Genomic DNA, 23,314 nt, shown 5'->3' with positions numbered 1-23,314 from the left:
CCCGGGGCCCATTGCACCCCTCCACCCGAGTGGCGCGATCCGTGGGCCCCGGCTCTATCGGCCGGGGAAGTTTCGTGTTTGCGGGAGAGAGACAGCAAAGACCCAGGGCCCCAGAAAATCTGGCGCACGAAATCCCCCGGCCTTCACCAGGGAGAGAAAACCCGCAATTTTCGGAAATCCCGTGCGCAACTCAGCGCACCGGAAAACAAAAAGCCCGCCAACATCACGTTGTACGGGCTACTGGCAGTACTTCTGATCCAGAATGGTGCTCCCCAATACAGGGGAGCGTTGGTTGCGGGGGCCTGCGGCCACCTTTGTCCTAACTTCCCCCGGTCGCTGCCTATGTTCGGCATCAACAAAATCGAGGATGCCGAACAACTCGCCGCGTAGCTTGGCGTGAACCTCGCCGCGCTTGTCGCCGGGCATGAGGACGACTTCCTCGATCAGCGAGCGCAGTTCTTCGGCGGCGACACGGCCATCGCCGTCATTATGCAGGGCATCGGTGAACCGCTCCACGCGCTTGCGGTAGATGCTGGCGACGTTGGGATGCACGTCCGGCGTCTCGGCCGGTGCTTTCAACTGCCGAGCGATGATTTCGGCCTTCTGCCGTTCCAGCTCGTCCATGCGTGCTTTCATCGACGGCTGATACATGCCGTCCTCAATGGCCACGATGATTCCGGCGATGGCCTTCTCGATCTTGTCCAGCGCCTTGCGGTCCTGCTCGCCCTGCGCCCGGCGCTCGCGGTTCAGGCGGTTCATTTCCTCAGCGAAGGCACGGACGGTTTCCTCGACGGCCCGCGAGGAAATCAGCCTATCTTTCAGACCGGACAGCACGCGCTCCTCGATCTTCTCACGGGTGATGGTCTTGTTGTTGTCGCAGGTGCCGCGCCGGTGATGGTTCAGGCAACCATAGCGGTCGCGCATAATGAGGCCGTATCTGCCGCAGCAGCAGCCGCAGGTCAGGAGGCCGGAAAGAAGGGAAACGGGCCGCTTCTTCTCATGGAGTTTGCGCGCCTTGGCCTTCCTGACGCCCTCGGCGGTCGCCTCGAACCGGACGGCGATGTCCTTCTGCCGCGCGCGAACCGCGTTCCAAAGACTATCATCAACGATGCGCAAATGCGGAACCTCGGCTCTGATCCATGCGGATTCCGGGTTGATGCGTGAGACGCGCTTGCCGGTGGACGGGTCTTTGACGAAGCGCAGGCGGTTCCAGACCAAAACGCCCGCATAAAGCTCGTTGTTGACGATGCCGGTGCCGCGCGAGACATGGCCCCGGATGCTGGTGTCGCCCCATGCGCGGCCGAGCGGGCCGGGAACCCCATCGCGGTTCAAATCAACGGCAATGGCCTTCGGGCTTTTGCCAGATGCAAACTCGCCAAAGATTCGGCGGACGATTTCCGCTTCCTCGGGAATGATCTCGCGGTCGCCCCGGATCGGCTCGCCGTTGCCGTCGAACTTCTTCACAACGCGATAGCCGTAGCAGAGACCGCCGCCCGCCTTGCCCTTCTCCACCCTGCCCCGCAGGCCGCGATGGGTTTTCATCGCGAGGTCTTTGAGAAACAGCGCGTTCATCGTGCCTTTCAACCCGACATGAAGTTCGCTGATCTCGCCCTCGGCCAAGGTGACAATGGTGACGCCTGCGAATTTCAGATGCTTGTAGAGCGTGGCAACATCGGCCTGATCGCGGCTGATCCGGTCCAGCGCCTCGGCCAACAGGATGTTGAACTCGCCATGCTGCGCGTCACGCACAAGCCGCTGGATGCCGGAGCGCAGAATCGTGCTGGAACCGGATATGGCCGCATCCTCGTAGGAACCGACGATCTGCCACCGCTCCCGCGCCGCATGTTCCCGGCAAAGCCGGAACTGATCCTCGATGGACGCCTCGCTCTGCTTGTCGTCGGAGTAGCGGGCGTAAAGGGCTGCGCAGGTCATGGCCGCGTCCTTCCTGTCTAAAGGTTCCTCAAATCCTTGATGAGCGCGAACAGATGCAGCGGATCGGTGGGAGATGGCTGGAAGTCGAACCGCTCATAGAACGCTCGTGCCGCATCGTTCTTGGCGTGAACCACGAGTGCGCGGACACCGGCAATGTCGGCCACTTGCAGTGTCCGCAGAACGGCATCGCGCAACAACCCCGCACCGATCCTCTTGCCCTGCCACGCCTCGCTGACGCCGAGCCGGGCCAGCAGCATGACCGGCACGGGATGCCGGGCCAGTCCCTTGGTCAAACGCTCGGGGGCTTCCTCGTAACGGACCTCGCCGACAACGAGCGTGTAAAAACCAACGATGGCGTCGTCATCCGCAACACCCACATAGGTCTGCGAGGCATTCGCCATCTGGTTCGGCAGGGCGAAGCGAACCAGAAAGCGATTCAGCGCGTCCTCGCCGCAGTCGAAGTTCTCGACGGCATGGCGGCGATGCAGCTTCTCGATGCGAAGGCCCGTCACGAACGATTATCGTCCGAAAAGACGCCCGGCTCGTTCAGCAGCTTGCGCAGGCGCGGCAGATCGCGCGGCGGCGCGTCCAGCGCGGCAACGAAGGCTTCCCACTTCTCGGGTGGAAGCTGGAAAACGCGACGGTCGGCAAGAGCTTCCTCGGCCCGGCCAAGCGCGCTTTCGAGCACGAACTCGCTCAACGAACGGCGTTGCGCCTGTGCGGCGGCGGCAAGGGTGTGCTTTGCCTCCGCCGTCAGGCGAAGATCGAGTTTTTCCGTGCGAGTGATGCGTGTGTTCATGGCGTTATCTCCTGAGCGCACACTATCAAAGTGCCAGACATTGTCAAGACAATCAGCCAACTCCATCATATGTCCTTTCCGTCCGGCCCGCCTCGCGTCGGTGGCGCGTTGTCGTTGGCGGCCTGCAACGCCTCGAAATGTTCCTGCGCGATCTGGCGTCCGATCAGTCGGGCGATGGACAACACCACCTTGTCCAGCCGCTCCGCCGCACCGGCCTCATGCCCGGCATCCCGTCCATCGGGCGGGCGGTTATCGTTGGCCGGCCTCGCTCTGCCGGGAGGCTTTCCGTCATTTCCCATGACCGGCCTCTGCCTCTGGTCGCCACCTGACGGGATCGGCGACCCATCGGTCGATGTCGGATTCCTTCCATCCCGCGCCGTTGGTGCTGATCCTGATCTGGGCGGGGAATGTGCCCTCGGCGATCTTGCGGTAGATGGTGGACCGCGACAGGCCGGTGCGGGCGCGGACAGTGTCGAAGCGGATGATGCGGTCTGGTTGGCGCATGGCTGCTCTGCCTCCTGCTGGTCGTTTCTGACGGTTGCAGAGACCAGACGGAGGAAAACTTTCCATTGCACAACAGGTATTTATCGGTCGTAGGGCTATCGGCGGCGAACGGCGGTAAATAGGAAAACCGTCGAGTCCTCGGCCTCGACCTGACCCAAGGTCGATGCCGTGGGTGAAGGCCAGTTCACCGCCAAGGCTGCGGCCTGATTCGAAGCTGATGGCCGGGTCGCGATTGAGGATTTCGGCGAGCTATTCCCGTCGCGGATCGCATCGCAGACTCTTTGCCATGATTGCCCATGAGCGACCTCACGGGCTTTGCAGCATCGTGCCTGCCGGATAAAGGGTGGATAACACAGAGGGTGGGAAGGGCGATGACGACACCATCCGATGACGCGCTGCAAACGCTTCATCGCGAAGTTCAGAGATTATTGGGGCGTTGCCTGCTGCGCCTGCAACAGTATGAGCGCCTGATAAAGGCGATTGTAGCGCATCACGAGCTTTCAGGGCCGCCTCACGCTTTGGAGGCGATCCGGGCGGCGCGCGTCACCGATACCGCTCGCAAGACACTCGGCACACTGGTCGGCGATCTTCTCGGATCATATGTCGTCGCGCGCGAAAGCAGCACCCCACCCGAGACCGCGTCCATTTCTCCCGAAGACATTGCCTCGGTCAGCTTTCGGATGCATCTGAGCCTTTCGGAACCGGATTTCGCCCGAACGGAAAGTGATCTCAGAGAACTTGTGCTGCTGCGCAACAACCTGGTTCATCACTTCATCGACCAGCATGACCTCTGGAGTCTGGAAGGATGCCATGGCGCTCACGATGCGTTGGTCGCCGCCTACAGCCGCATCGACCAGCATTTTGAACAACTCCGCGGATGGGTGGAACACATGGAACAAAGTCGGCGTCTGGCCGCAGAGTTCGTCCAGTCGAATGCATTCCGCGATCTGGTCATCAATGGCATTGCCCCGGACGGCATGGACTACTGGCCCGCCGCAGGCATCGTGAGCGCCTTGCGGGAAGCTGCTGAGGAACTGGCCGTCGATGGTTGGGCATCTGTCTCGGGGGCTGGCAAGTGGATTGCCGAGCGGTTCCCGGAACAGCTACCTGCAAAATATGGATGCAGCAGTTGGCGTCAGGTCGTGCATGAATCGCGAATTTTCGATCTTCGGTACTTTGATGTGAATGGTCAGCGCGTTGCGCGGTATCGTGAAAAGGAGAATCCCGCGACCTCGCATTGAAATACATTGGCTTCACTGCGCGAGACGGGGACAAAAACCAGTAATCGCCCCATCAGCCTCAAGCCACGCGGCTCCCGACGCGCACTAAAGCCCGATGCCTCGGCCCCTGCCAAGGCCGTGACTGAGGGCGAGTTGCCGGCCAAGCCTCATCCCTGAGTCGAAATCCATGCTGATGCCGAGTTGCTTCTTGCGGCCTTCGAGCAGGGATTCCAGTTGCGGGTCGCGTTCCAGACTCATCGCCATGTTGCCCATCTCCGCGCGCGCTGACCTGTGGCCGGAATAGTTGCCCGCCGCATACTGGCGCTCGCCTGTCTGTTGAAGCTCCCGGAACCGTTCCACGAAACGATCCGCACGGCGCTCCGGGCTGGTGCGAATCTCGGTTTCGAGCTGGAGGGCGCGGATGGCGCGATTGACCTTGCCCGATCCCGCCTCATGGGCAAGGCTCTCATCCTTGGCATAGGCCGCTTCCCCGTCCTGCCAGCCAAAGGGGCGCACCTCATCGAATGCCCTGCGGGAATCGACCAGTTCTTCCCATTGCGCCGGGCTTGCCTTGCCCCCGGCATCCTCGGCGTTGAAGACCTGGCCAACGGCATGGGCGTGACGAATGAGCGCCATTCTGCGGGCATGGCGCAAGGCATCTTCCGAGTCTATTCCGGCGTCCTGCGCAGCCGCCTCGATCTCCTGCCTTATCCCCCTGCCGGTCGCCTCTCTTTCCGGCCCTTCTGCGCCGTCACGAAGTTCGCGCACGCCGAAGATAATGTCGTCGATCCGATCAACGGCATTGCTCGGCACACGTATCTGTTCAATGGCAGCATCACGGGCATGGGAAGCAATACCGCGCCGCTCGGCATAGCTCTGCGCGGGCTCGTAGTCGGATGCCATGTCCTTGGCTCGATCCCGCGACAGGGTATTCACCAGCCTTTCCTGACTGGCGAAATCGTCGCGGCCATAGTGCAGGTCCATGCCGTCGCGGTGGCGGGACAGGGCGACATAGCTGCCGTGGGCGTCCATGCCGGGCGTTGCCAGCACATGCGTCCGGTCCACGGTCATGCCCTGCGCCTTGTGGATAGTCGCGGCATAGCCGTGGTCGATACGTTCGTAGTCTTTCAGATCAAACGAGATGCGCCGCCCGTCATCGGCGCGAACCGACATGGATTGCTGGCTGACTTCCTCAATGGTCCCGAGCGTTCCATTCTTCACGCCAAGCCCGCGTTCGTTTTGCAGGAACATGACGCGATCCCCGGCGGCGAAGCTGCGGTCGCCGCGCTCTACCCTGACGCGCACGTCCTCGCCAAGATCGCCAGCTTCCCGCATCCGGTCGCGGGCGGCTTCGTTCAACTCTCGCACCTCGGCATTGGTGTGGGTGAGGATGATGCGGCTCGCGTCCGGTGCCGCCTGCCGGTCGCGGTCCCAGCGGTCGATCAGATCGTCACGGGCCTGTTCGCGCGTTTGTGCCTCATGCACCATATCGTGCGCGTCATAGGCATGGATCGCATGACCCGTCCTGCCGGTCGCCAGATCGCGCGTAGCGTCACGCTGCCAGTCCTCATGCTGGCGGCGCACTTCATGGATTTCGACGCCGCCGTGACGCTCGTGGATCGAGCGGAAGGCCGCGCCCGCCTCAATGGATTGCAGTTGCTGCGGATCGCCGACCAGCACCACCTTTGCGCCAGCCTCGGCGGCATGGGACAGAACCCGCTCCAACTGCCGCGTGCCGACCATGCCCGCCTCGTCTATGACAAGCACATCGCGGCTGGTGAGCATGTCGCGACCATTCTTCCAGCCGTGTTCCATGCTGGCGATGGTGCGGGACGCGATGCCCGATCCGCTTTCCAGATTCTCGGCGGCGATACCGGAAAGCGCCACGCCGCGAACCTCATATCCCGCCGCTTCCCATGCTTCCCGCGCCACGCCGAGCATGGCGCTCTTTCCCGTCCCGGCATAGCCGACGACGATGCCAAGATCGCGTCCGTCCGTGACATGCGCAAGCGCGTCGGCCTGCTCGCCGGACAGGACAAGACCGCGCTGTTTGGCACGAGCAAGTGCTGCCTCTCTGTCGGCGTCGTTCACGTCATGGCGTTCCTTCTCGGCCATGAGTTCCGCCGCACGGTGCAACCGCTGTTCGGCCTCGATCATGTCGCGGGTGGTGAACCGATCATCGCCGCGTCCGTCCTGCCCAAGCTCGACCAGATCGGGCGAGCCACGCATCGCGCCCATAACCTCGTTGAACTGGTCCACGCCGTCGCTGTAGCGGTGGGCGAACATCGCCATGTCGCGGCGCGTGAAGGTCGATTGCTGCTGCGTGATCGCATCCAGCGCCACCGATGGATCGGCGATGATGCGCGCGCCATTGTTGCGGGCGATCTCGCGGTGAATGTCCGCGCGGTCGGCGGCGTCCAGACCTTCACCCTCGATCCGCTGCGCGGGCGCGCCGATCTGGCTTTGCGGCTCAAGCCCGATGCCCTGCGCCTCAAGACTGCGATGGTCGATGCGGGCGTCAATGTCGAGTTCGGCCAGCCGCTCGTTGACATGGCTTGCCCAGCGTTCGCGCCACCGCTCGACCATCTCCGTGCGGTTCCAGTCGCGCATCTTCGCGCCGAACCCGTCCTCGTCCACCGAGCGCATGGTGAGCATGACATGGGCATGGGGCTTCGGCATCCCGTCCTCGCCGATGTCCCAATGCACATTGAGGTCGGCGATCATGCCCTGATCGACAAATTCGGTTTGGGCGAAGTCGCGGGCAAGCTCGATGCCTTGTGCCTGCGTCATCTCGCGGGGAATGGCGAACTCCACCTCGCGGGCAAGCTGCGCGTCCTTCCTGACCTCGAACGCCTCGACATCGTTCCAAAGCCGTTCGCGGTCGCTAAGATGCTCGGGCGCACCATCCGGCAGCATGACCTCGGAATGGACGACGCCGCGCTTGTTGGAAAAATCCTGCACGCGGTCGATGCGCTCGTCGCGCATCCGCGAAGCCGAACGGTAGGCGGCGGACGCCACCGCACTCGACCCGGCCTTGCGGCCAATGACCTTGACGTGAAGATGATAGATCGCCATCGCGATCAAGCATTGCCACGACCAAGCGCACGTCGGAACGACGTATAAGCGCGCCCTCCCTCGAAAAAATCTCGGGATGGACCGGGCCGTGCCACACCGTCCCGGCAACATTACTGCGTTCCGCCGTCTGCGCAACTATCATCGCTGCATCAACAGCTTATGGAGGCGATGATGCGCAAACCAAGGGACTATGACGCAGAACTGAAGGAGCTTGAAGACAAGGCGCGGGAACTGAAAACGCGCAAGGTGCAGCAACTCGGCGAGTTGGTCATCGCCACCGGGGCCGATGGCCTCACCGCTGACGAACTGGCCGGTGCGTTGGTCGCATTGGCCGAAACCAAAGATACGGACAAGAGGGGTGCATGGGCCAAGCGCGGTGCGGCGTTCTTTCAGGGCCGGTCGCGGCGATCTGCATCAGCGCCTGACCGCGACACTGGCGTTGCTCAAACGCAACCGGGCGGCGCGCAACCGGCATCAGGCGGCGCGGGCGCGGCATGACATGCGCACATGGCAGGTCGAGCGGCGCAAACGCACGCGGCATCTGATCGAACTCGGCGGCCTCGTCATTAAGGCTGGCATTGCGGACCTGACCGGCGATGACCGCGCCACCATCTACGGCGCACTGCTCTGGATGGCGGACAAGCTCAACAGCGAGGACGGTGAACGGGCGCGAGAACTATGGGCCGGAAAGGGAAAAGAGGCGTTCAAGGCGGAACGTCCGGCAGGCGTTCATGACAGAGCTCAACCGCCGCAGGATCGGGCGTGACCGATGGCGGGCGGCGCGGAGACCTCACATATCGCAGCGCCGCCCGCCATCGCGCGGCAACGCCGCGCAAGTGTGGTATGGCGGACAAATAAGAGCGTCTGAGTGGCGAAACCTCGATCTGGGGCCGTAGGCTGCGCGCGGCTTTGCGTCGAGTACCTTGCAACTGTTGCCGATATGGAACGCGCCATCGTCGTGATGTTCTCTTATATGCTTTGTTGACGGTGTCGCTGATATAGAGTGCAGATATTTCTGTTCGTGAACCGGCTTCCATATCGCGTGATGACGGTTACTCTATGGCTAAGGAGTTCTTGTGGCCCGATACAATCCAGTTGGGGATCTTTCGCCGCTCTATGATGCGATGGACCGTCTTCGTAGTGACTGCCTGATCGGTGACGGTTCTCTCCTGTCACCTGGTCGACAACTTTGGACTGCCGAAAATTTCGCAGAACTGCAGCGGACCTATGTTCAGAACCTCGATGAGGGCGAAGGCAAGTTCTTCGAGAAACTGAAGACCCAGCTGAAGGATGCTACAGCCGACGGTCACTGCCTGATGGCCGAACTGATTTGGCTGCTCTACGCGTTTTCGCGTGGTGATGTTTCTCCACCCACCAAGAATCTGAAGGTCCGCGAAGTCTGGTCTTGGTCCGGCGAGGAACTGCCACGGGAGGTCGTAGCACTAACCGACCCCGTCCTTCACGGCGTCGGGCGTGCCGGTCAGGGATACAACAACAACAAGTGGCGCGAACTCGTCCTGCTGATTACCGCGATGCAGGCTTTGAAAGCGAAGTCGCAGGAAGAGCGCCGTCAAGTATTGGCTGATAGCGCGACTTTCGCTGAGTGGTTCCACGGGCAGGTGAATGGTGACAATCGGCAGTTGCGCCACATCCTTCCATTCTTACTATTCCCTGAAAGTTTTGAGAGGATCAGTTCGGGACAGCACAAGCGGGATATCCTGACGGGCTTTGAAGCGGCTTCGCCTTCCGACGTGAGAGCCATGAGTATCGCTGAACTCGATACCGCGCTTCTCAAGCTGCGGAAAGAGTTGGAGGCCAAGCATGGCTCCCGCGTTGATTTTTACGAGGGCGATTTCAAAGCACTGTGGCAAAGGCCGAAGGAGAAAAAGCCCGCCCCAGTGCAGGAGGCGGACGTGGATGAAATCGCTCCAGCCCGCTCTGATTATGAACTAAATACGATTTTTTACGGCCCGCCGGGGACAGGAAAGACCTTCAGCACTGCGAAACGCGCTGTTGAGATTTGCTTGGGGCAGGCTCCTGATGAACCGGCGGCAGTCCGCCAAGCATACGACCAACTGGTCAAGGACGAGCGCATCGGCTTCGTCACCTTCCACCAGAGCTTTACCTACGAGGATTTTGTCGAGGGATTGCGGCCACGCCCGATGGCTTCAGGTGCAGGTTTCACGCTGGAGCCGGAAGCTGGCATTCTGAAGGTGATGGCGGATCGTGCATCAAAACAACAGGGAAATCACGTCCTCATTATCGATGAGATCAACCGCGCCAACATATCGAAGGTGTTGGGAGAACTCATCACGCTTCTGGAGGATGATAAGAGACGCGGGGCACCGGCGGCGATCACGGTTACGCTGCCCTATTCCAAATCAGCGTTTTCCCTCCCCCGAAACCTTTACATCCTCGGCACAATGAACACGGCTGATCGCTCAATCTCACTGCTGGACACCGCATTGAGGCGACGGTTCGTCTTCGAGGAATTACCTCCGGATACGTCGAGGCTGGTGGATATCGAACTCGATGACAGTGCGCTCAATTTGGCTACCATCTTGGAATGTATAAACCAGCGACTGGTTTATTTTCTAGGAGAGGACGCCCAGATCGGTCATGCATGGTTCATGGGGGTAAGGACGAAGTCCGATCTTGACCGGATAATGGCGTTCAAGGTTATCCCGCTTCTGCGTGAATATTTTCATGACGACCTCGAACGGGTTCGCATTGTTCTGGGAGGCGGCGATGGTTTCTTGTCGCGGTCGCAGCTTCCTGTGCCCAATGGGGTAGAGGGCTATGCTGAAGATAGGTATCGCTATTCAGATATTTATCGCGAAGAAAGCGCGTACCCGGAAGAATCCTATATCACGCTTCTTGGTCAATCCTGATGCCATCTGGCGACCACCACTACACGGTGCAAGAATGGTCTTCCTTGCCTATCGGCTCCGGTGGCATGACCGAGATGCAGGCCGAACAACTCCATCTCGCTGCCATCTCTGCGGCCAGACGGCTGGGCGTTCCTGAGAACGGCGTATTAGCGCGAGGCTTTCGTCGTCTGGAGACGCGGCAAGTCTGCGGGATCATCGCAACTCCGGGGATTTCTCTCGAAATCCTTCCCAAGCTGAAGGACGAAGATGGCGCGTTACGCGCAACTCTGGTCCGAATGCTAGCCTTGGCGTTTGACGTTCCACTCTCGGAAGGGCAAATTGCTGGACTAGGGACGCAGAACAACGATCTGCTCGACGTGTTCATCAATCTGTTCGTTACGCGCCTCACGCAGCAGGTGCAGGCGGGTCTCACCCGCGCCTATGTCCCGGAAGAAGATGTATTGCCGAAGTTGCGCGGCAGTCTCGATTTGCGGCAGCAGATACAGCGTCGTGCGATAGATCCTTCCCGGCTGCATTGTCGCTTTGATGAGTTCTCCGAGAACACGCCTCTGAACCGCCTTTTCAAGACGTGTCTGTTCCGCATCAACTCCTTCGTGCGTACAGAGCCGCTTCGTAGGCGAATTGCCAGCCTATCAGAGCGGTTCGCGGAAATCCCACAAAGCCGCGATCCGTTGAAGGAGCGGATCGTCTGGAACCGGATGAATGAACGTTTCCGTGACGCTCATGCTCTAGCTCGAATGTTGTTGGAGGCGGAGTGGCAAAATACGACATCCGGAAGCATTACTGGGTTAGCTCTCCTATTTCCCATGAACCTGCTGTTCGAGCGCTATGTTGCGCGCTGGCTACAAAAGGTTCTGCCTGCGGGATCGGTATCGGTGCAGCGCCGGAAGCACGCATTGTTGCAGCACGGAGCCTATCCCCTAATCCCCGATATAGTGATCGAAACTGACGACGGACCGCTGATCGTCGATACCAAGTGGAAAGACCTCGGTGATCACATAGGGTCAGACCCAGTTGTCAGCCAAGCCGATCTCTATCAGCTTGCTTCTTATGGGGCAGTGTATGGTGCAAGCCGCGTCATACTTCTGTATCCGGCAACGGAGTGGGATCGGTCCCCCGTTATCTGGCGCTACACTGCCACAGAGCGACAAGTGGAGATTTGGCGCGTCGATCTGCGGAAGTCGATACGAAAGCATGACTGGGAAGACATAGCTCGGCGTTTGATTAATTCGACGGTCCTAGAACCAATCGCCGCGAGCGGGTAAGCCAGCCGCCCGCGCGTCCCTATAAAACGTAAAAAGCCCCGGCGCTTTCGCGTCCGGGGCTTTGGGAAGTTCGCCGATCTAGGTGTAAGCTGTTGTTACACTTCGATTTCGAGTGATTTATGACAGAAGTGGTTGCGGGGGCAGGATTTGAACCTGCGACCTTCAGGTTATGAGCCTGACGAGCTACCGGGCTGCTCCACCCCGCGCCAATCACTGGATTGCGCTGTTTGTCTGCGGCCATCGCCGCAAGCGCAGGGGGTATATAGGCAAGGTCGGCGCCGACCACAAGCGCAAAGTCGGGTGCCGTGACAGTTTTTTGAACCCAAATCTCGTCGCGCCCCAGCAGCTTGCGGCAGACCGGGCGTTTCCGCCACTTTCGCCCCTGGGGAAAACTCCGACGCCGCTGTCCACGCCCTTTGCGCGCTTCCCCGCTCTCGCAAAAACCCGTTTCCGTGCGTGCTCCGACATTGGGCGATCATTTCTCGACTGAATTACTAGAGTAATCGATACTGACCTTAATTGGCGCCGGGGTTTTTCCCTCCCTTTCCCCACAACGCCAAATTGCCTCGCCGACCGGTCTTCCTCTCAGTCGGCGGGGCCCTTCATTCGGGAGACGCACCATGATCCATCATCTCGGCATTCTCGAACCGCCACGCCGCGAGCCGGCAGGCAACGGCCAGCGCGCCTATTTCGGCGAGCCACCCGCGACCGACTCGGAGCGCCCCACGCGCCTCGAACGCGACCTGGCAATGCTGAGCCTCGGCGATGGCTTCGCGCCCGAGGAAAGCGAGCGTCCGCGCTTCGTGCGCATGGTGATGCCGCCCTATTTCTGAAGCCAATCGCCATCGCCGTCGCGGGACGCTAGAAAGGAAGCAGCCTTCTTCGTCCCGGTGGCCACCATGACCATTGTCGCGAGCCTTCTGCCGCTCGTCTGCTTCCTGCTCTATCCCTTCATCGTCGATCGCCTCGAAGCGCGCCGTCCGACGCTTTCCGCGCTCATGAGCCGCCAGCGCCATCGCTGGGTGGCCAATGCCGTCATCCGCGAGACGCCGATGGATGCGATCCTCTCGGGCAACCTGATGAGCTCGGTCTCGTTCTTCGCCTCGACCACCGTGCTGCTGATCCTGGCGCTCTTCGCCGTCTTCGGCCAGCTTTCCGCCCTGCGCTCGGCGACCGAGCACCTCCAGCCGCTGCTCACCCAGTTCGATCTCGAAATCCACCTGATGGCGGTGCTGGCGATTTTCGTCGTGGCCTTCCTCGCCTTCACGCTCTCGCTGCGCAATTTCAACCATTTCTGCATCATGCTCGGCGCCGTGCGTCACGATGGCACCGCCACCCCGCAGGAAATCTCGGTCATCGCCACGCTCAACACCATCGGCGCGCGCAATTTCAACCAGGGCATCCGCGCCTATTACTTCGCCATGGCCAGCCTCGCCTGGTTCGCCTCCCCCTGGCTGGCCGTCGCCACCACGATCGTCATCATCGGCGTGCTCGTCTATCGCGAGTTCTTCTCCACCTCGCGCCAGCTCATCGATTCCATCTCAACGCCATGAAAAAGGGCCGCCGGCTGAGCCGGCGGCCCTTCGGGCAAAGACGTGTCGCCCCGATCAGTTACTGATCTTGTCCTTGCTCTTGGTCTTGGGAGCGGAAGTGGTCGTCGGCGTTTCGACGCCATCATCGGTCGTGGCGGCATCCTCGCCCGCATTCTGCAACCGCGTCAGGTTGTCGATACCCAGCTCATACCCCTGGTCGGCCGATAGCTGGTACCAGTGCAGCGCCTCGTCCTTGTCGGCCTTTACGCCCAGGCCGTTCTCGTAGATATGGCCCATATTGTTCTGCCCGATCGGCTGGCCGCCATCGGCCGCCATCTGCGTCCATTGCAGCGCCTTGGCATAATCGACATCGGTGCCGGTGCCGTTGAGGTAAAGCAGCCCGAGATTGACCGCTGCCCGCAACTCGCCGCCATTGGCCGCCTTTTCGTAAAGCTCCATGGCCTTGTCGTAGTCCTGCTCGACCCCACGACCATCCTCGTAGAGCAGCGCGAGATTGTGCTGGGCCAGAGCAAAATCCTGGTCCGCCGCCTTCTCGTAGAGCTCGGCTGCCCCCTCCAGGTCCTCGTCGACCCCCAACCCGTTCTCCTTGAGGAAACCGAGATTATTGAGGCCATACATGTCGCCCTGGTCGGCCGCCTTCTCATAGAGCTCGGCAGCCCGTTCATTGTCGATCTCGACCCCGAGGCCATCCTGGTAGAGCTTGCCCAGATTGACCTGGCCCGAAGCATCGCCATGGTCGGCCGCCCGCGCGAACCACGCCGCCGCCGCGATATAGTCGCGTTCGAGCCCCAGCCCTTCCTGGTACATCAGGCCCAGATTGGATTCGGCCCGCGGCAATCCCTGCTCGGCCGCGGCGCGATACCAGCGCTGCGCCTGATAGTAATCCTGGTCGACGCCGTCGCCGTAATCGTAGGACAGCCCGAGGCTGTTCTGCGCCGGGGCAAAGCCCTGGTCGGCCGCTTCCTGCAACAGGCCCGCGCCCCGCTCCATGTCCTTGTCGATGCCCGTGCCCATCACCAGCATGTCGCCGAAGGTCGCGAGCGCCAGGAGGTTGCCGTCCTTGGCCGCTTCCTCGAGCAGCGGTACCGCCTTGCTGTCCTGGCTGTCGGCATAATAGGCCCGGCCCAGCCAGGTCTTGACCTGCGTCGAGCTGTCATCGGCCTTGAGCGCCTTCTGGCAGGCTGCGATCGCCGCCTTGGTGTCGATACCGGAGAGATCCTTGCCGATGGTCTCGAAACCCGCTTCCCACTGGCTGGCGGCCTCCGCCGCGCAATCGTCGAACGCGGCCGCCAGGGCCGGCGTTGCGGTAACGGCCGGGGCCATCAGGCCCAGCACCGCGCCGGCAACCGCGCCTCCCCAAGCCAACCCGCGCTCAGGCTTCAGAATCGATCCCATATGCAACAGTCTCCTGCTTTGGCTGCCCCTTCCGTCTTGTACCCGGATGCGAACGGATGCGGCAAGTCGCGCCGGCCGACGCCCCCCGATCACATCGCGCGGAAGCGGCGATTTTCGGCATTATCTGATATTGACAGTCAGGTTTATTAGGCATTCTATCCCCCCGCCTGCAAAGAACCGGACTGCCCTTTTTCCCCATGCTCGTCTGCCAGTGCAACGTGATCTCGGACAAGGAGATCGAAGAGATCGTCCTGTCGTTCCTCAAGGAGGATCCCTGGCAGCTCGTGGTCCCGGCAAAGGTCTACCGCGCCATGGAAAAACGTGGTCGCTGCGCCGGTTGTTTTCCGAATGTAGTGGACATTATCGCCCGCGTGACGGAAGAGTATCACCTCCTGCTAGACCGGAGTTCGGTCGATCTGGTGGACGTGAAGGCGCGTCTATCCCGACTCCGGCAAAAACGTATTGGAGGTCGGCGTGAAGGGCGAAGCACAGGTCATCGAGCGGCTTAACGAGGCGCTTTTTCTCGAACTGGGTGCGGTAAACCAGTACTGGGTGCACTACCGGCTGCTCAGCGATTGGGGCTTTCAGAAGCTCGCCGCCAAGGAGCGCGCCGAATCCATCGAAGAGATGCACCACGCCGATCGCCTGATCGAGCGCATCATTTTCCTCGAAGGCCATCCGAACCTGCAGCGTGTAGCTCCGCTCCGCATCGGCCAGAACATCAAGGAAGTCCTCGAGGCTGACCTTGCCGGCGAATACGACGCCCGCACCGCCTACAAGAAGTCGCGCGAGCTCTGCGCGGACCTGGGCGACTATGTCTCCAAGGAGCTGTTCGACGAGCTCCTCAAGGACGAGGAAGGCCACATCGATTTCCTCGAAACCCAGCTCCAGCTGCTCAACACCATCGGCGTCGAGCGCTACGGCCAGCTCAATGCCGGCCCCGCCAACGAAGCCGAGTAAGGCAATGCAGCTCCATTTCGGACGGCTGATCGACCACGTGCACCTGCGGGCCAGGGATCTGGAAAAGACCAAGGCCTTTTACGCCGGTGCCTTGCAGCCCCTCGGCATCGCCATTGCCAATACCGGGGATGGCTGGTTCCAGCTCGATGAGCTGTTCGTGAGCGTGGCCGGCGACGACGCGCCGCCGACCCATGTTCACCTGGCCTTCCAGGCCAGGGACCGCGCCACGGTCGACGCCTTCTACGCCGCGGCGATCGCCGCAGGCGGCACCGACAACGGCAAGCCCGGCGAGCGCCACTACCATCCCGGCTATTACGGCGCCTTCGTCCTCGACCCCGACGGCAACAATATCGAAGCCGTCTATCACGGCCCCGCCGACCGCTCGGCGCCCTCGATCGTCATCGAGCCGATCCTCTAGGGTCCGTACTCGATAAGTCCCGGCGCCCCCAGAGCGCTTATCTCGCCCTCCGACAGATTCCAACGGAAGCGCTGTCCGTCTGCCGCGCGCCACAACCACTGAACTTCCCCGGCCGCAGAGCCGGGGCCACGGATATCTCCACTCGAGTGGAGGGTGGCAATGGGCCCCGGATCAAAGTCCGGGGAAGCCTGGTGGGTGGGGCGGCCATCGCAACCTCACCTACCGGTGCAATTGAGTACGGACCTAGGCCACCCGCCTACCAGGGCACGACGGTAACTTCCGGCCAGATCGTCACCGCGCGAGCGCCCTTGGTCTCGTGCGTTTCCCGATTGTCGAGTTTCCGGTTGGGCACCAGCCGGAACGAGAACATGTCGTCCAGCCCGTAGGGTGCATAGATCTCGAGCGCATCGTCCGCGCTGAGCCGCGCCCCGACCGCATGGGTCAGGCACGCGAACCGGTCGATGGCCTCGCAAGATGACGTCAGCGGCGTATAGGGCCGCCCGAAATGCGTCTCGTACCAGAGGTGCACCCGCGCCTGGTTGCGGATCTCGACCGGCACCGCCATCCCCGCGAACCGCCGCGCGCCCTCCCGGATCACCCGGTCTTCCGCCTCATAGCTGAGGTCGGACGCATCGAAATAGAAGAGATCGATATCCTTGACGCCGGTCATCATCGGCCGGCCCGTCAGCGCGTTCCACACATTGTTGTAGATCGCGCCCGAAACCACCCAGCCATCGGGCAGCTCCATTTCGCGCATGCCGTCCAGCACCGCCATCAACGATGGCTCGGCCCGAATGATCGCCTCCAGCGCTTGTCGCTGTGCCGCAAAACCCGTTCCCGCCAGTCGCAGATGCTCGCTCATGAGCCGAGCTTAGGCGATTCCCCGGCCGATGAACTACTGCCTGCTGATCGGACTGAACTGCTTGTCGAGCTGGTCGACGATGGCATGCATGGGCTCCATCGGCTCCCCGCTCGGCAGCACGCCTTCGGGCGGCGCCAGCGTCACCGCCACACGCGGCACCCCGCTGGGGAAGGCCCCGAACTGGGTAAAGAAGTCGACCATGTCATCGAGGATGGGCATGCGCCAACGCCACATCGCCCCGATGGCGATCACCGGCTCCATATGCCCGAACCCATCGTAATACTTGGTCGTCACCCACACGCCCTGCGAGCGCAGCCGCGCCGCCAGGTCCTCCGTATTCTGCACCCGCACGATCGGGTCCGTCGTCCCGCTCGTCAGCAGCATGGGCGGAGCGTCCGCCGTCACCAGGTTGACCGGCTGCGTCCCCTCGGGCACCGGCGCCTGCCCGAACGTGTTGCGCACCTCGTCATATTCGAACGGGTAGAAATTATAGGGCCCGGACAAAGCCGCCACGCCCCGGATCGGCAGCGTCACCCCGTATTCCCTGAAATAGGTCGGGTCGAGCGCCAGCATCACCGCGTTATAGGCGCCGGCCGAGTGCCCGGCCATGAACACGCGCTTGGGGTCGCCGCCATACTTCTTGATATTGTCCTGCACCCAGCGCATCGCCGAGGCGTTGTCATAGAGGAAATCGGGGAACTGCACTTCAGGGTAGAGCCGGTAATCCGGGATCACCACGATAAAGCCGCGCGATGCCAGCGCACGCCCGACGAACTGGTAATCCTCGCGCGCCCCATTCTTCCAGCCGCCGCCATAGATGAAGAACACCACCGGCGCCGGCTCGCCCCGCTGCTCGGGCGCATAGACATCGAGCTTGAACCGCGCCCCGTCGGCAAACGGAATACCGTCGCCCACCTTGGCCGTGCCGCCATCCATGGCCGCCGGCACGTTGAACGGGTCCATGAGGCTGAGCGCCTGCGCCCCGCCTGAAAAGGCGGCAGCGAAACCAAGCGTTACGATGAAAACAAGGAACGAGCGCAGGGCGGCGGGCATGGCAGACCAGAAGGGAAGCGTTGGTGAACGTCTTCTCAGGAGAAGCTGAACAATTTGTGGCTTTAGGCCCTGCACCACCCGCAATGACGGATAGTTGAAGCAAAGACGCCACACCTCGTGGCCGCGCCTGGGGTCCGTACTCAATTGCACCGGTAGATAAGGTTGCGATGGCCCCCCCACCCACCGGACTTCCCCGGACTTGATCCGGGGCCCATTGCCACCCTCCACTCGAGTGGAGCAATCCGTGGGCCCGGCTCTGCGGCCGGGGAAGTGCAGTGGTTGTGGCGCGGCAGACGGATAGCTTGGAATCTGTCCGATGGAGAAATAAGCGCTCTGGGCGCCCCGGGACTTATTGAGTACGAACCCTAGAGCCGGTGACGCGCCCGCAGCACGAAGCCGATCACCTCCGCCGCCGCCTCGAAGAGCTCGAGCGGAATGTTCTGGTCCAGTTCCACTTCGGCCAATGCCTGCGCCAGCAGCGGATTGGCCTCGATCGCCACGTCGTTCTCCTCGGCCAGCGCCACGATTCGCTCGGCCATGAGCCCGAACCCCTTGGCCGTGACGCGCGGCGCCTCCCGGGATCCCTCCTCGTATTCCATGGCGACGGCGATGCGCCGTCCGCTTTCCCCATTCATCCGGTCGCATCCACATATTGGCCGGCCCGCACCGGCGCAGCCGTCCGCGGCACGCCGCTCTTGCAGCGCAGCGTCACCGCTTCGAGCCCCTTGCCGGCGAGCGCCGCCTCCATGTCCGGCAACATGCTTTCCAGCACTTCGGCAGTAGCCCCGCGCTCCGCCCAGAGCGAAACATTGAGCTTGCGCCCCCAGAGCACGATCTGCGCCCCGACCTCTCCGGTCGCTGCGAAATTGACCGAGAACCGCAATTGCCAGCTGCGCTTGGCTTCCGGCTCCGCCGTCGCCGCCTGCCCGTCGCCGCCGACCACGAATTGCGCCATGCACAATTCCTGCCCCAGCCGCAGCGGCACTTCCACCATCACCTGCCCCGGCTTCTCCGCCGGTGCCCCCGGTTGCGCATCGGGTAGGGCATTGAGCTGGAGGAGCCGCAGCCGATGCAGCGCCGCTCCCGCCTCACCCAGAAGACTCTTTGCCAGGGCCCGCAGGTCACCCGCATCTTCCAACGCAGGCAGGCTCATGCCCTGCGACCGCGGCTGCCCGCCGCGCTGCGGCGGCATCGTCCGCCTGTTGCTGCCAGCCGCGCCCTGGTCCGGCGCCAGCCACAGCAACAAGGCCGAGCGCAATTGCAGCAGCGCCGACTTGATATCCGTTCCCGCACTTCCCGGGTTCGGCACGAATACCCCGGACCGCAGGATGGCCTGCTTCAATTCTTCCCCTGAAAGCCCCTCATCGAGCGCCACCTGTGCCGAAAGCAGATTGACTGCGGCCCGCGCCACCGGCGACGGCAATTCGTGCAACCGCGGCAGAAGCCGATTGAGGCTGGCAAGTGCCGGGACCAGGCTATCCTGCTCCGCCATCGCTGCCTCCGACACCGCCGCAAGCAGAGCCTGCAACGGCGAAGGCAGCGCCCGGACCGTGCCCTGTCCCACCGGCAGCGACACCAGCGTCAATCGCGTCGTCCCGCTGCTGTTCTCCGCCCGGAGATCCAGCCGCTCCCCTACCTTGACGCTTTGCGGCAAGGTCACGGTAAGTTTCTGCCCCTCGACAAGAATTTCGGTTTCACCGGAAGCGAGGTTTGCCAACACCTGCGCCTGCACCACCTGCCCCGGCCGCAGCGACAACCGCTCGAGCGCCGGCTGCGAGGCCGGCGCCACGGCAACGGCAAGCGCCAAGGTCGCCGGCTGCTGCGCCACGCCGCCCGGCAGCAATCGCAGCCCGTTCCCGGACGACTCGACCGCCAGCCGCAGCACAGACCCGAGCGGCCGCGCCTCCGGCAGCAGCAGATCGAGCGCCAGCTTGCCGATCATGATCTTGCTGCTGCCATCGGAATTGCTGCCGACGACCTGGCCACTCATGACCTTGCCGGCATTGGCGAGAAGCAGCGCCCGCAGCTCCGCCTTCATCGCCGCCGGCAGCGGCACAGTCTGCCCCGGCTGCTGTTCCTGCGCTATTGCGAGCTTCCCGTCCGCCTGCAATGTGATCGTCAACGCGGTCCCCGCGGGCGGCCGCTGCGGCAATTCGAGTGCCACGATCTGCCGTCCCACGGCCAGGAGCGTCTGCCCCGCCGAATTCTGCCCAAGCGAACGCGCCGCGACACTCTCCCCGGTCGCGAGACGCAAGCCGTCGCCGCCGCGCAGAAGCGCGGCTGACGGCAGGTTCGGCATGGGAAGTTGTGCGGCGATCGACATGACCGGCACTCTCGCCGATCCGGGTTAAATCTTGGGTAACCGTAATCGCCCGGGGAACGAAGGCCCAGAAACGACAAAAGCCCTCAGTTTTAGCTGAGGGCTTTTGTGTATCGATTATCGTTTTGAGATTTAGGTGTTTTTGGCAGACCTGGCGGCGACCTACTCTCCCAAGCCTTGAGACTTAGTACCATTGGCGCTGCAGTGTTTAACGGTCGAGTTCGGGATGGGATCGGGTTCTGGGCACTGCGCAATGGCCACCAGATCGGCGAAAAACACCTAAAGTGAAGTCTGGTTATGATTTTGATTTGTGTAACGCGGTTTGCGTTACGGGCATTGATTAATGAGAACGATCAAGCCGATCGAGCTATTAGTACCGGTAAGCTTCACACATTGCTGCGCTTCCACACCCGGCCTATCAACGTGGTGGTCTTCCACGGCTCTGATAGGGAATACTCGTTTTGAGGGAGGCTTCCTGCTTAGATGCATTCAGCAGTTATCCCGTCCGCACATAGCTACCCTGCAATGCGGCTGGCGCCACAACAGGTCCACCAGAGGTGCGTCCATCCCGGTCCTCTCGTACTAGGGACAGCTCCTCTCAATATTCCAACACCCACGGCAGATAGGGACCGAACTGTCTCACGACGTTCTGAACCCAGCTCACGTACCACTTTAAATGGCGAACAGCCATACCCTTGGGACCTGCTCCAGCCCCAGGATGTGATGAGCCGACATCGAGGTGCCAAACAATGCCGTCGCTATGGACGCTTGGGCATTATCAGCCTGTTATCCCCAGAGTACCTTTTATTCGTTGAGCGATGGCCCTTCCACACGGGACCACCGGATCACTATGACCGACTTTCGTCTCTGCTCGACTTGTCAGTCTCGCAGTCAGGCAGGCTTATGCCATTGCACTCGTCGAACGATTTCCGACCGTTCTGAGCCTACCATCGCGCGCCTCCGTTACTCTTTGGGAGGCGACCGCCCCAGTCAAACTACCCACCATACGCGGTCCCGGACACTGTAAATGCCGCGGTTAGACATTCATGACGATAAGGGTGGTATCTCATCTTGCGGCTCCACAATGACTGGCGTCACTGCTTCAAAGCCTACCACCTATCCTGCACATGCCGACACGAATGCCAGCGTAAAGCTATAGTAAAGGTTCATGGGGTCTTTCCGTCTGACCGCAGGAACCCCGCATCTTCACGGGAATTCAATTTCGCTGAGTCTATGCTGGAGACAGTGGGGAAGTCGTTACGCCATTCGTGCAGGTCGGAACTTACCCGACAAGGAATTTCGCTACCTTAGGACCGTTATAGTTACGGCCGCCGTTTACCGGGGCTTCATTTCAGAGCTTGCACCCCTCCATTTAACCTTCCGGCACCGGGCAGGCGTCAGACCCTATACGTCGTTTTGCAACTTCGCAGAGCCCTGTGTTTTTGATAAACAGTCGCTACCCCTCTTTTGTGACACCTCTACCTGGTTGCCCAGATAAAGGTCACGCTTATCCCGAAGTTACGCGTGCAATTTGCCGAGTTCCTTCAGCATAGTTCTCTCAAGCGCCTTGGTATGCTCTACCAGTCCACCTGTGTCGGTTTCGGGTACGGTCTATGTTGGTGGAGCTATTTCCTGGAACCGGCTCACTGCAATCCCAATCCGATAAGGGATTACAGACCCGCGCGATCCGTCACTACCACCAGGCCCACGAATATTAACGTGGTTCCCATCGTCTACGCGTTTCCGCCTCGACTTAGGGGCCGGCTAACCCTGCGCTGATTAGCATTGCGCAGGAACCCTTGACTTTCGGCGAGAGTGTCTCTCACACTCTTTATCGCTACTCATGTCATCATTCGCACTTCCGATACCTCCAGGACCCCTCACAGGTATCCCTTCGCAGGCTTACGGAACGCTCCGCTACCGCTTACACATAAGTGTAAACCCTGAGCTTCGGTGCATGGTTTAAGACCCGTTACATCTTCGCCGCAGGAACGCTTGACCAGTGAGCTGTTACGCTATCTTTAAAGGATGGCTGCTTCTAAGCCAACCTCCTGGTTGTCTAAGCATTCCCACATGCTTTCCCACTTAACCATGACTTGGGGACCTTAGCTGCAGGTCAGGGTTGTTTCCCTCTTGACGATGGACGTTAGCACCCACCGTCTGTCTCCCGAGTAGTACTTCCAGGTATTCGGAGTTTGGTTAGGTTTGGTAAGTCGGTGAGACCCCCTAGCCCATCCAGTGCTCTACCCCCTGGAGTATTCGCTCGAGGCGATACCTAAATATCTTTCGCGGAGAACCAGCTATTTCCGAGTTTGATTGGCCTTTCACCCCTAGGAACAAGTCATCCCCGTAATTTTCAACTTACGTGGGTTCGGTCCTCCAGTAAGTGTTACCTTACCTTCAACCTGCTCATACCTAGATCACTCGGGTTCGGGTCTAATCCAACTAACTTCACGCCCTATTCAGACTCGCTTTCGCTGCGCCTACACCTAACGGCTTAAGCTTGCTAGTTAGACTAAGTCGATGACCCATTATACAAGAGGTACGCCGTCACTCAGGACGAACCTTGAGCTCCGACTGTTTGTATGCATCCAGTTTCAGGAACTATTTCACTCCCCTCGTCGGGGTGCTTTTCACCTTTCCCTCACGGTACTTGTTCGCTATCGGTCGCATGCGAGTACTTAGGCTTGGATAGTGGTCTACCCATGTTCAGACAGGATTTCACGTGTCCCGCCTTACTCGAGGACCAAGAAGCTTTCTACCGGTACGGGGCTATCACCCACTATGGCGGCGGTTTCCAACGCCTTCCCGTTCTTACTTCCTGGCCACTGGCCTGGTCCGCGTTCGCTCGCCACTACTAACGGAGTCTCGGTTGATGTCCTTTCCTCCAGGTACTTAGATGTTTCAGTTCCCTGGGTTAGCTCCCTTTCGGGTGACCTAAATGGTCGGGTTTCCCCATTCGGAAATCCTCGGATCAAAGTTTATTCGCAACTCCCCGAGGCTTATCGCAGCGTATTACGTCCTTCATCGCCTGCATGCGCCAAGGCATCCACTGAATGCACTTAAG

General features: G+C 61.1%; 21 protein-coding genes, 1 tRNA gene and 2 rRNA genes (1 of these 24 cut by a window edge). 10 read left to right on the top strand and 14 right to left on the bottom strand.

Going from position 1 to position 23,314, the window contains the following annotated elements:
• Positions 1–237: 237 nt before the first annotated feature.
• From JNE37_RS11375 to JNE37_RS11355, 5 genes are all read right to left on the bottom strand, one after another.
• Positions 238–1,932: a recombinase family protein gene (locus JNE37_RS11375; protein ID WP_203062815.1), complete on the bottom strand. Its 1,695-nt coding sequence runs from the start codon at positions 1,930–1,932 to the stop codon at positions 238–240.
• Positions 1,933–1,949: 17 nt separating this feature from the next.
• On the bottom strand, positions 1,950–2,444 hold the full coding sequence (locus JNE37_RS11370; protein WP_203062814.1) for a GNAT family N-acetyltransferase: 495 nt from the start codon (positions 2,442–2,444) through the stop codon (positions 1,950–1,952).
• On the bottom strand, positions 2,441–2,731 hold the full coding sequence (locus JNE37_RS11365) for a type II toxin-antitoxin system TacA family antitoxin (protein WP_203062813.1): 291 nt from the start codon (positions 2,729–2,731) through the stop codon (positions 2,441–2,443). The genes JNE37_RS11370 and JNE37_RS11365 overlap by 4 nt, the downstream gene beginning before the upstream one ends.
• 65 nt (positions 2,732–2,796) lie before the next feature.
• Positions 2,797–3,030, bottom strand: coding sequence for a hypothetical protein (locus tag JNE37_RS11360; protein WP_203062812.1), 234 nt, complete (start codon positions 3,028–3,030; stop codon positions 2,797–2,799).
• Positions 3,020–3,235, bottom strand: coding sequence for a helix-turn-helix transcriptional regulator (locus JNE37_RS11355; protein WP_203062811.1), 216 nt, complete (start codon positions 3,233–3,235; stop codon positions 3,020–3,022). Before JNE37_RS11355 ends, JNE37_RS11360 begins: the two co-directional genes overlap by 11 nt.
• 296 nt (positions 3,236–3,531) lie before the next feature.
• Between JNE37_RS11355 and JNE37_RS11350 the strand changes: the two genes are divergently transcribed.
• Positions 3,532–4,476, top strand: a complete 945-nt coding sequence (locus JNE37_RS11350) for an OST-HTH/LOTUS domain-containing protein (protein ID WP_246513210.1) — start codon at positions 3,532–3,534, stop codon at positions 4,474–4,476.
• A gap of 84 nt (positions 4,477–4,560) precedes the next feature.
• On the opposite strand, the gene traA is transcribed toward JNE37_RS11350, so the two are convergent.
• Positions 4,561–7,530, bottom strand: coding sequence for a Ti-type conjugative transfer relaxase TraA (gene traA, locus JNE37_RS11345; protein WP_203066375.1), 2,970 nt, complete (start codon positions 7,528–7,530; stop codon positions 4,561–4,563).
• 171 nt (positions 7,531–7,701) lie between these two features.
• Between traA and JNE37_RS11340 the strand changes: the two genes are divergently transcribed.
• From JNE37_RS11340 to JNE37_RS11325, 4 genes are all read left to right on the top strand, one after another.
• Positions 7,702–8,028: a conjugal transfer protein TraD gene (locus JNE37_RS11340; protein WP_203066376.1), complete on the top strand. Its 327-nt coding sequence runs from the start codon at positions 7,702–7,704 to the stop codon at positions 8,026–8,028.
• Position 8,029: 1 nt separating this feature from the next.
• Entirely contained in the window at positions 8,030–8,296 is a 267-nt protein-coding gene (locus JNE37_RS11335; RefSeq protein WP_203062810.1) for a conjugal transfer protein TraD, read from the top strand.
• Between the two features lie 310 nt (positions 8,297–8,606).
• Positions 8,607–10,421, top strand: coding sequence for an McrB family protein (locus JNE37_RS11330; protein ID WP_203062809.1), 1,815 nt, complete (start codon positions 8,607–8,609; stop codon positions 10,419–10,421).
• Entirely contained in the window at positions 10,421–11,686 is a 1,266-nt protein-coding gene (locus JNE37_RS11325) for an McrC family protein (RefSeq protein ID WP_203062808.1), read from the top strand. Before JNE37_RS11330 ends, JNE37_RS11325 begins: the two co-directional genes overlap by 1 nt.
• A 129-nt stretch (positions 11,687–11,815) precedes the next feature.
• On the opposite strand, the gene JNE37_RS11320 is transcribed toward JNE37_RS11325, so the two are convergent.
• Positions 11,816–11,892 (bottom strand) — tRNA-Met (locus tag JNE37_RS11320).
• A gap of 414 nt (positions 11,893–12,306) precedes the next feature.
• On the opposite strand from JNE37_RS11320, the gene JNE37_RS11315 reads away from it, so the two are divergent.
• Positions 12,307–12,519, top strand: coding sequence for a hypothetical protein (locus tag JNE37_RS11315; RefSeq protein WP_203062807.1), 213 nt, complete (start codon positions 12,307–12,309; stop codon positions 12,517–12,519).
• Positions 12,520–12,585: 66 nt separating this feature from the next.
• Complete coding sequence (locus JNE37_RS11310; protein ID WP_203062806.1) at positions 12,586–13,239, top strand: DUF599 domain-containing protein; 654 nt, start codon at positions 12,586–12,588, stop codon at positions 13,237–13,239.
• A 54-nt stretch (positions 13,240–13,293) separates the two neighbouring features.
• Here JNE37_RS11310 and JNE37_RS11305 read toward each other — a convergent pair whose 3' ends face one another.
• On the bottom strand, positions 13,294–14,634 hold the full coding sequence (locus JNE37_RS11305; protein ID WP_203062805.1) for a tetratricopeptide repeat protein: 1,341 nt from the start codon (positions 14,632–14,634) through the stop codon (positions 13,294–13,296).
• 197 nt (positions 14,635–14,831) lie between these two features.
• Between JNE37_RS11305 and JNE37_RS11300 the strand changes: the two genes are divergently transcribed.
• Genes JNE37_RS11300 through JNE37_RS11290 form a run of 3 tightly spaced genes read left to right on the top strand, consistent with a single transcriptional unit; the run spans position 14,832 to position 16,012 of the window.
• Positions 14,832–15,143, top strand: a complete 312-nt coding sequence (locus JNE37_RS11300) for a (2Fe-2S)-binding protein (protein ID WP_081840559.1) — start codon at positions 14,832–14,834, stop codon at positions 15,141–15,143.
• Entirely contained in the window at positions 15,109–15,594 is a 486-nt protein-coding gene (gene bfr, locus JNE37_RS11295; RefSeq protein WP_035033613.1) for a bacterioferritin, read from the top strand. Before JNE37_RS11300 ends, bfr begins: the two co-directional genes overlap by 35 nt.
• 4 nt (positions 15,595–15,598) lie before the next feature.
• Positions 15,599–16,012, top strand: a complete 414-nt coding sequence (locus JNE37_RS11290) for a VOC family protein (protein ID WP_203062804.1) — start codon at positions 15,599–15,601, stop codon at positions 16,010–16,012.
• A 256-nt stretch (positions 16,013–16,268) separates the two neighbouring features.
• Here the strand turns inward: JNE37_RS11290 and JNE37_RS11285 are convergent, their stop codons facing one another.
• From JNE37_RS11285 to JNE37_RS11260, 6 genes are all read right to left on the bottom strand, one after another.
• Positions 16,269–16,874, bottom strand: a complete 606-nt coding sequence (locus JNE37_RS11285) for a nucleotidyltransferase family protein (protein ID WP_203062803.1) — start codon at positions 16,872–16,874, stop codon at positions 16,269–16,271.
• A 33-nt stretch (positions 16,875–16,907) separates the two neighbouring features.
• Entirely contained in the window at positions 16,908–17,927 is a 1,020-nt protein-coding gene (locus JNE37_RS11280; RefSeq protein WP_246513208.1) for an alpha/beta hydrolase, read from the bottom strand.
• Positions 17,928–18,292: 365 nt separating this feature from the next.
• Complete coding sequence (locus JNE37_RS11275; protein WP_035033575.1) at positions 18,293–18,562, bottom strand: EscU/YscU/HrcU family type III secretion system export apparatus switch protein; 270 nt, start codon at positions 18,560–18,562, stop codon at positions 18,293–18,295.
• Positions 18,559–20,250 carry a flagellar hook-length control protein FliK gene (fliK, locus tag JNE37_RS22785; RefSeq protein ID WP_203062802.1) on the bottom strand — a complete coding sequence of 564 codons (1,692 nt, stop codon included), beginning with the start codon at positions 20,248–20,250 and terminating at the stop codon, positions 18,559–18,561. Before fliK ends, JNE37_RS11275 begins: the two co-directional genes overlap by 4 nt.
• Positions 20,251–20,396: 146 nt before the next feature.
• A 5S ribosomal RNA gene (gene rrf / locus JNE37_RS11265) occupies positions 20,397–20,512 on the bottom strand.
• A gap of 84 nt (positions 20,513–20,596) precedes the next feature.
• Positions 20,597–23,314, bottom strand: a 23S ribosomal RNA gene (locus JNE37_RS11260); it runs 10 nt beyond the window's last position.

The organism is Paradevosia shaoguanensis (assembly GCF_016801025.1).
GTDB lineage: Bacteria > Pseudomonadota > Alphaproteobacteria > Rhizobiales > Devosiaceae > Paradevosia > Paradevosia shaoguanensis.
Note: the sequence above shows the minus strand (reverse complement) of the source record. Positions and strands in the feature narration are given on the sequence as shown.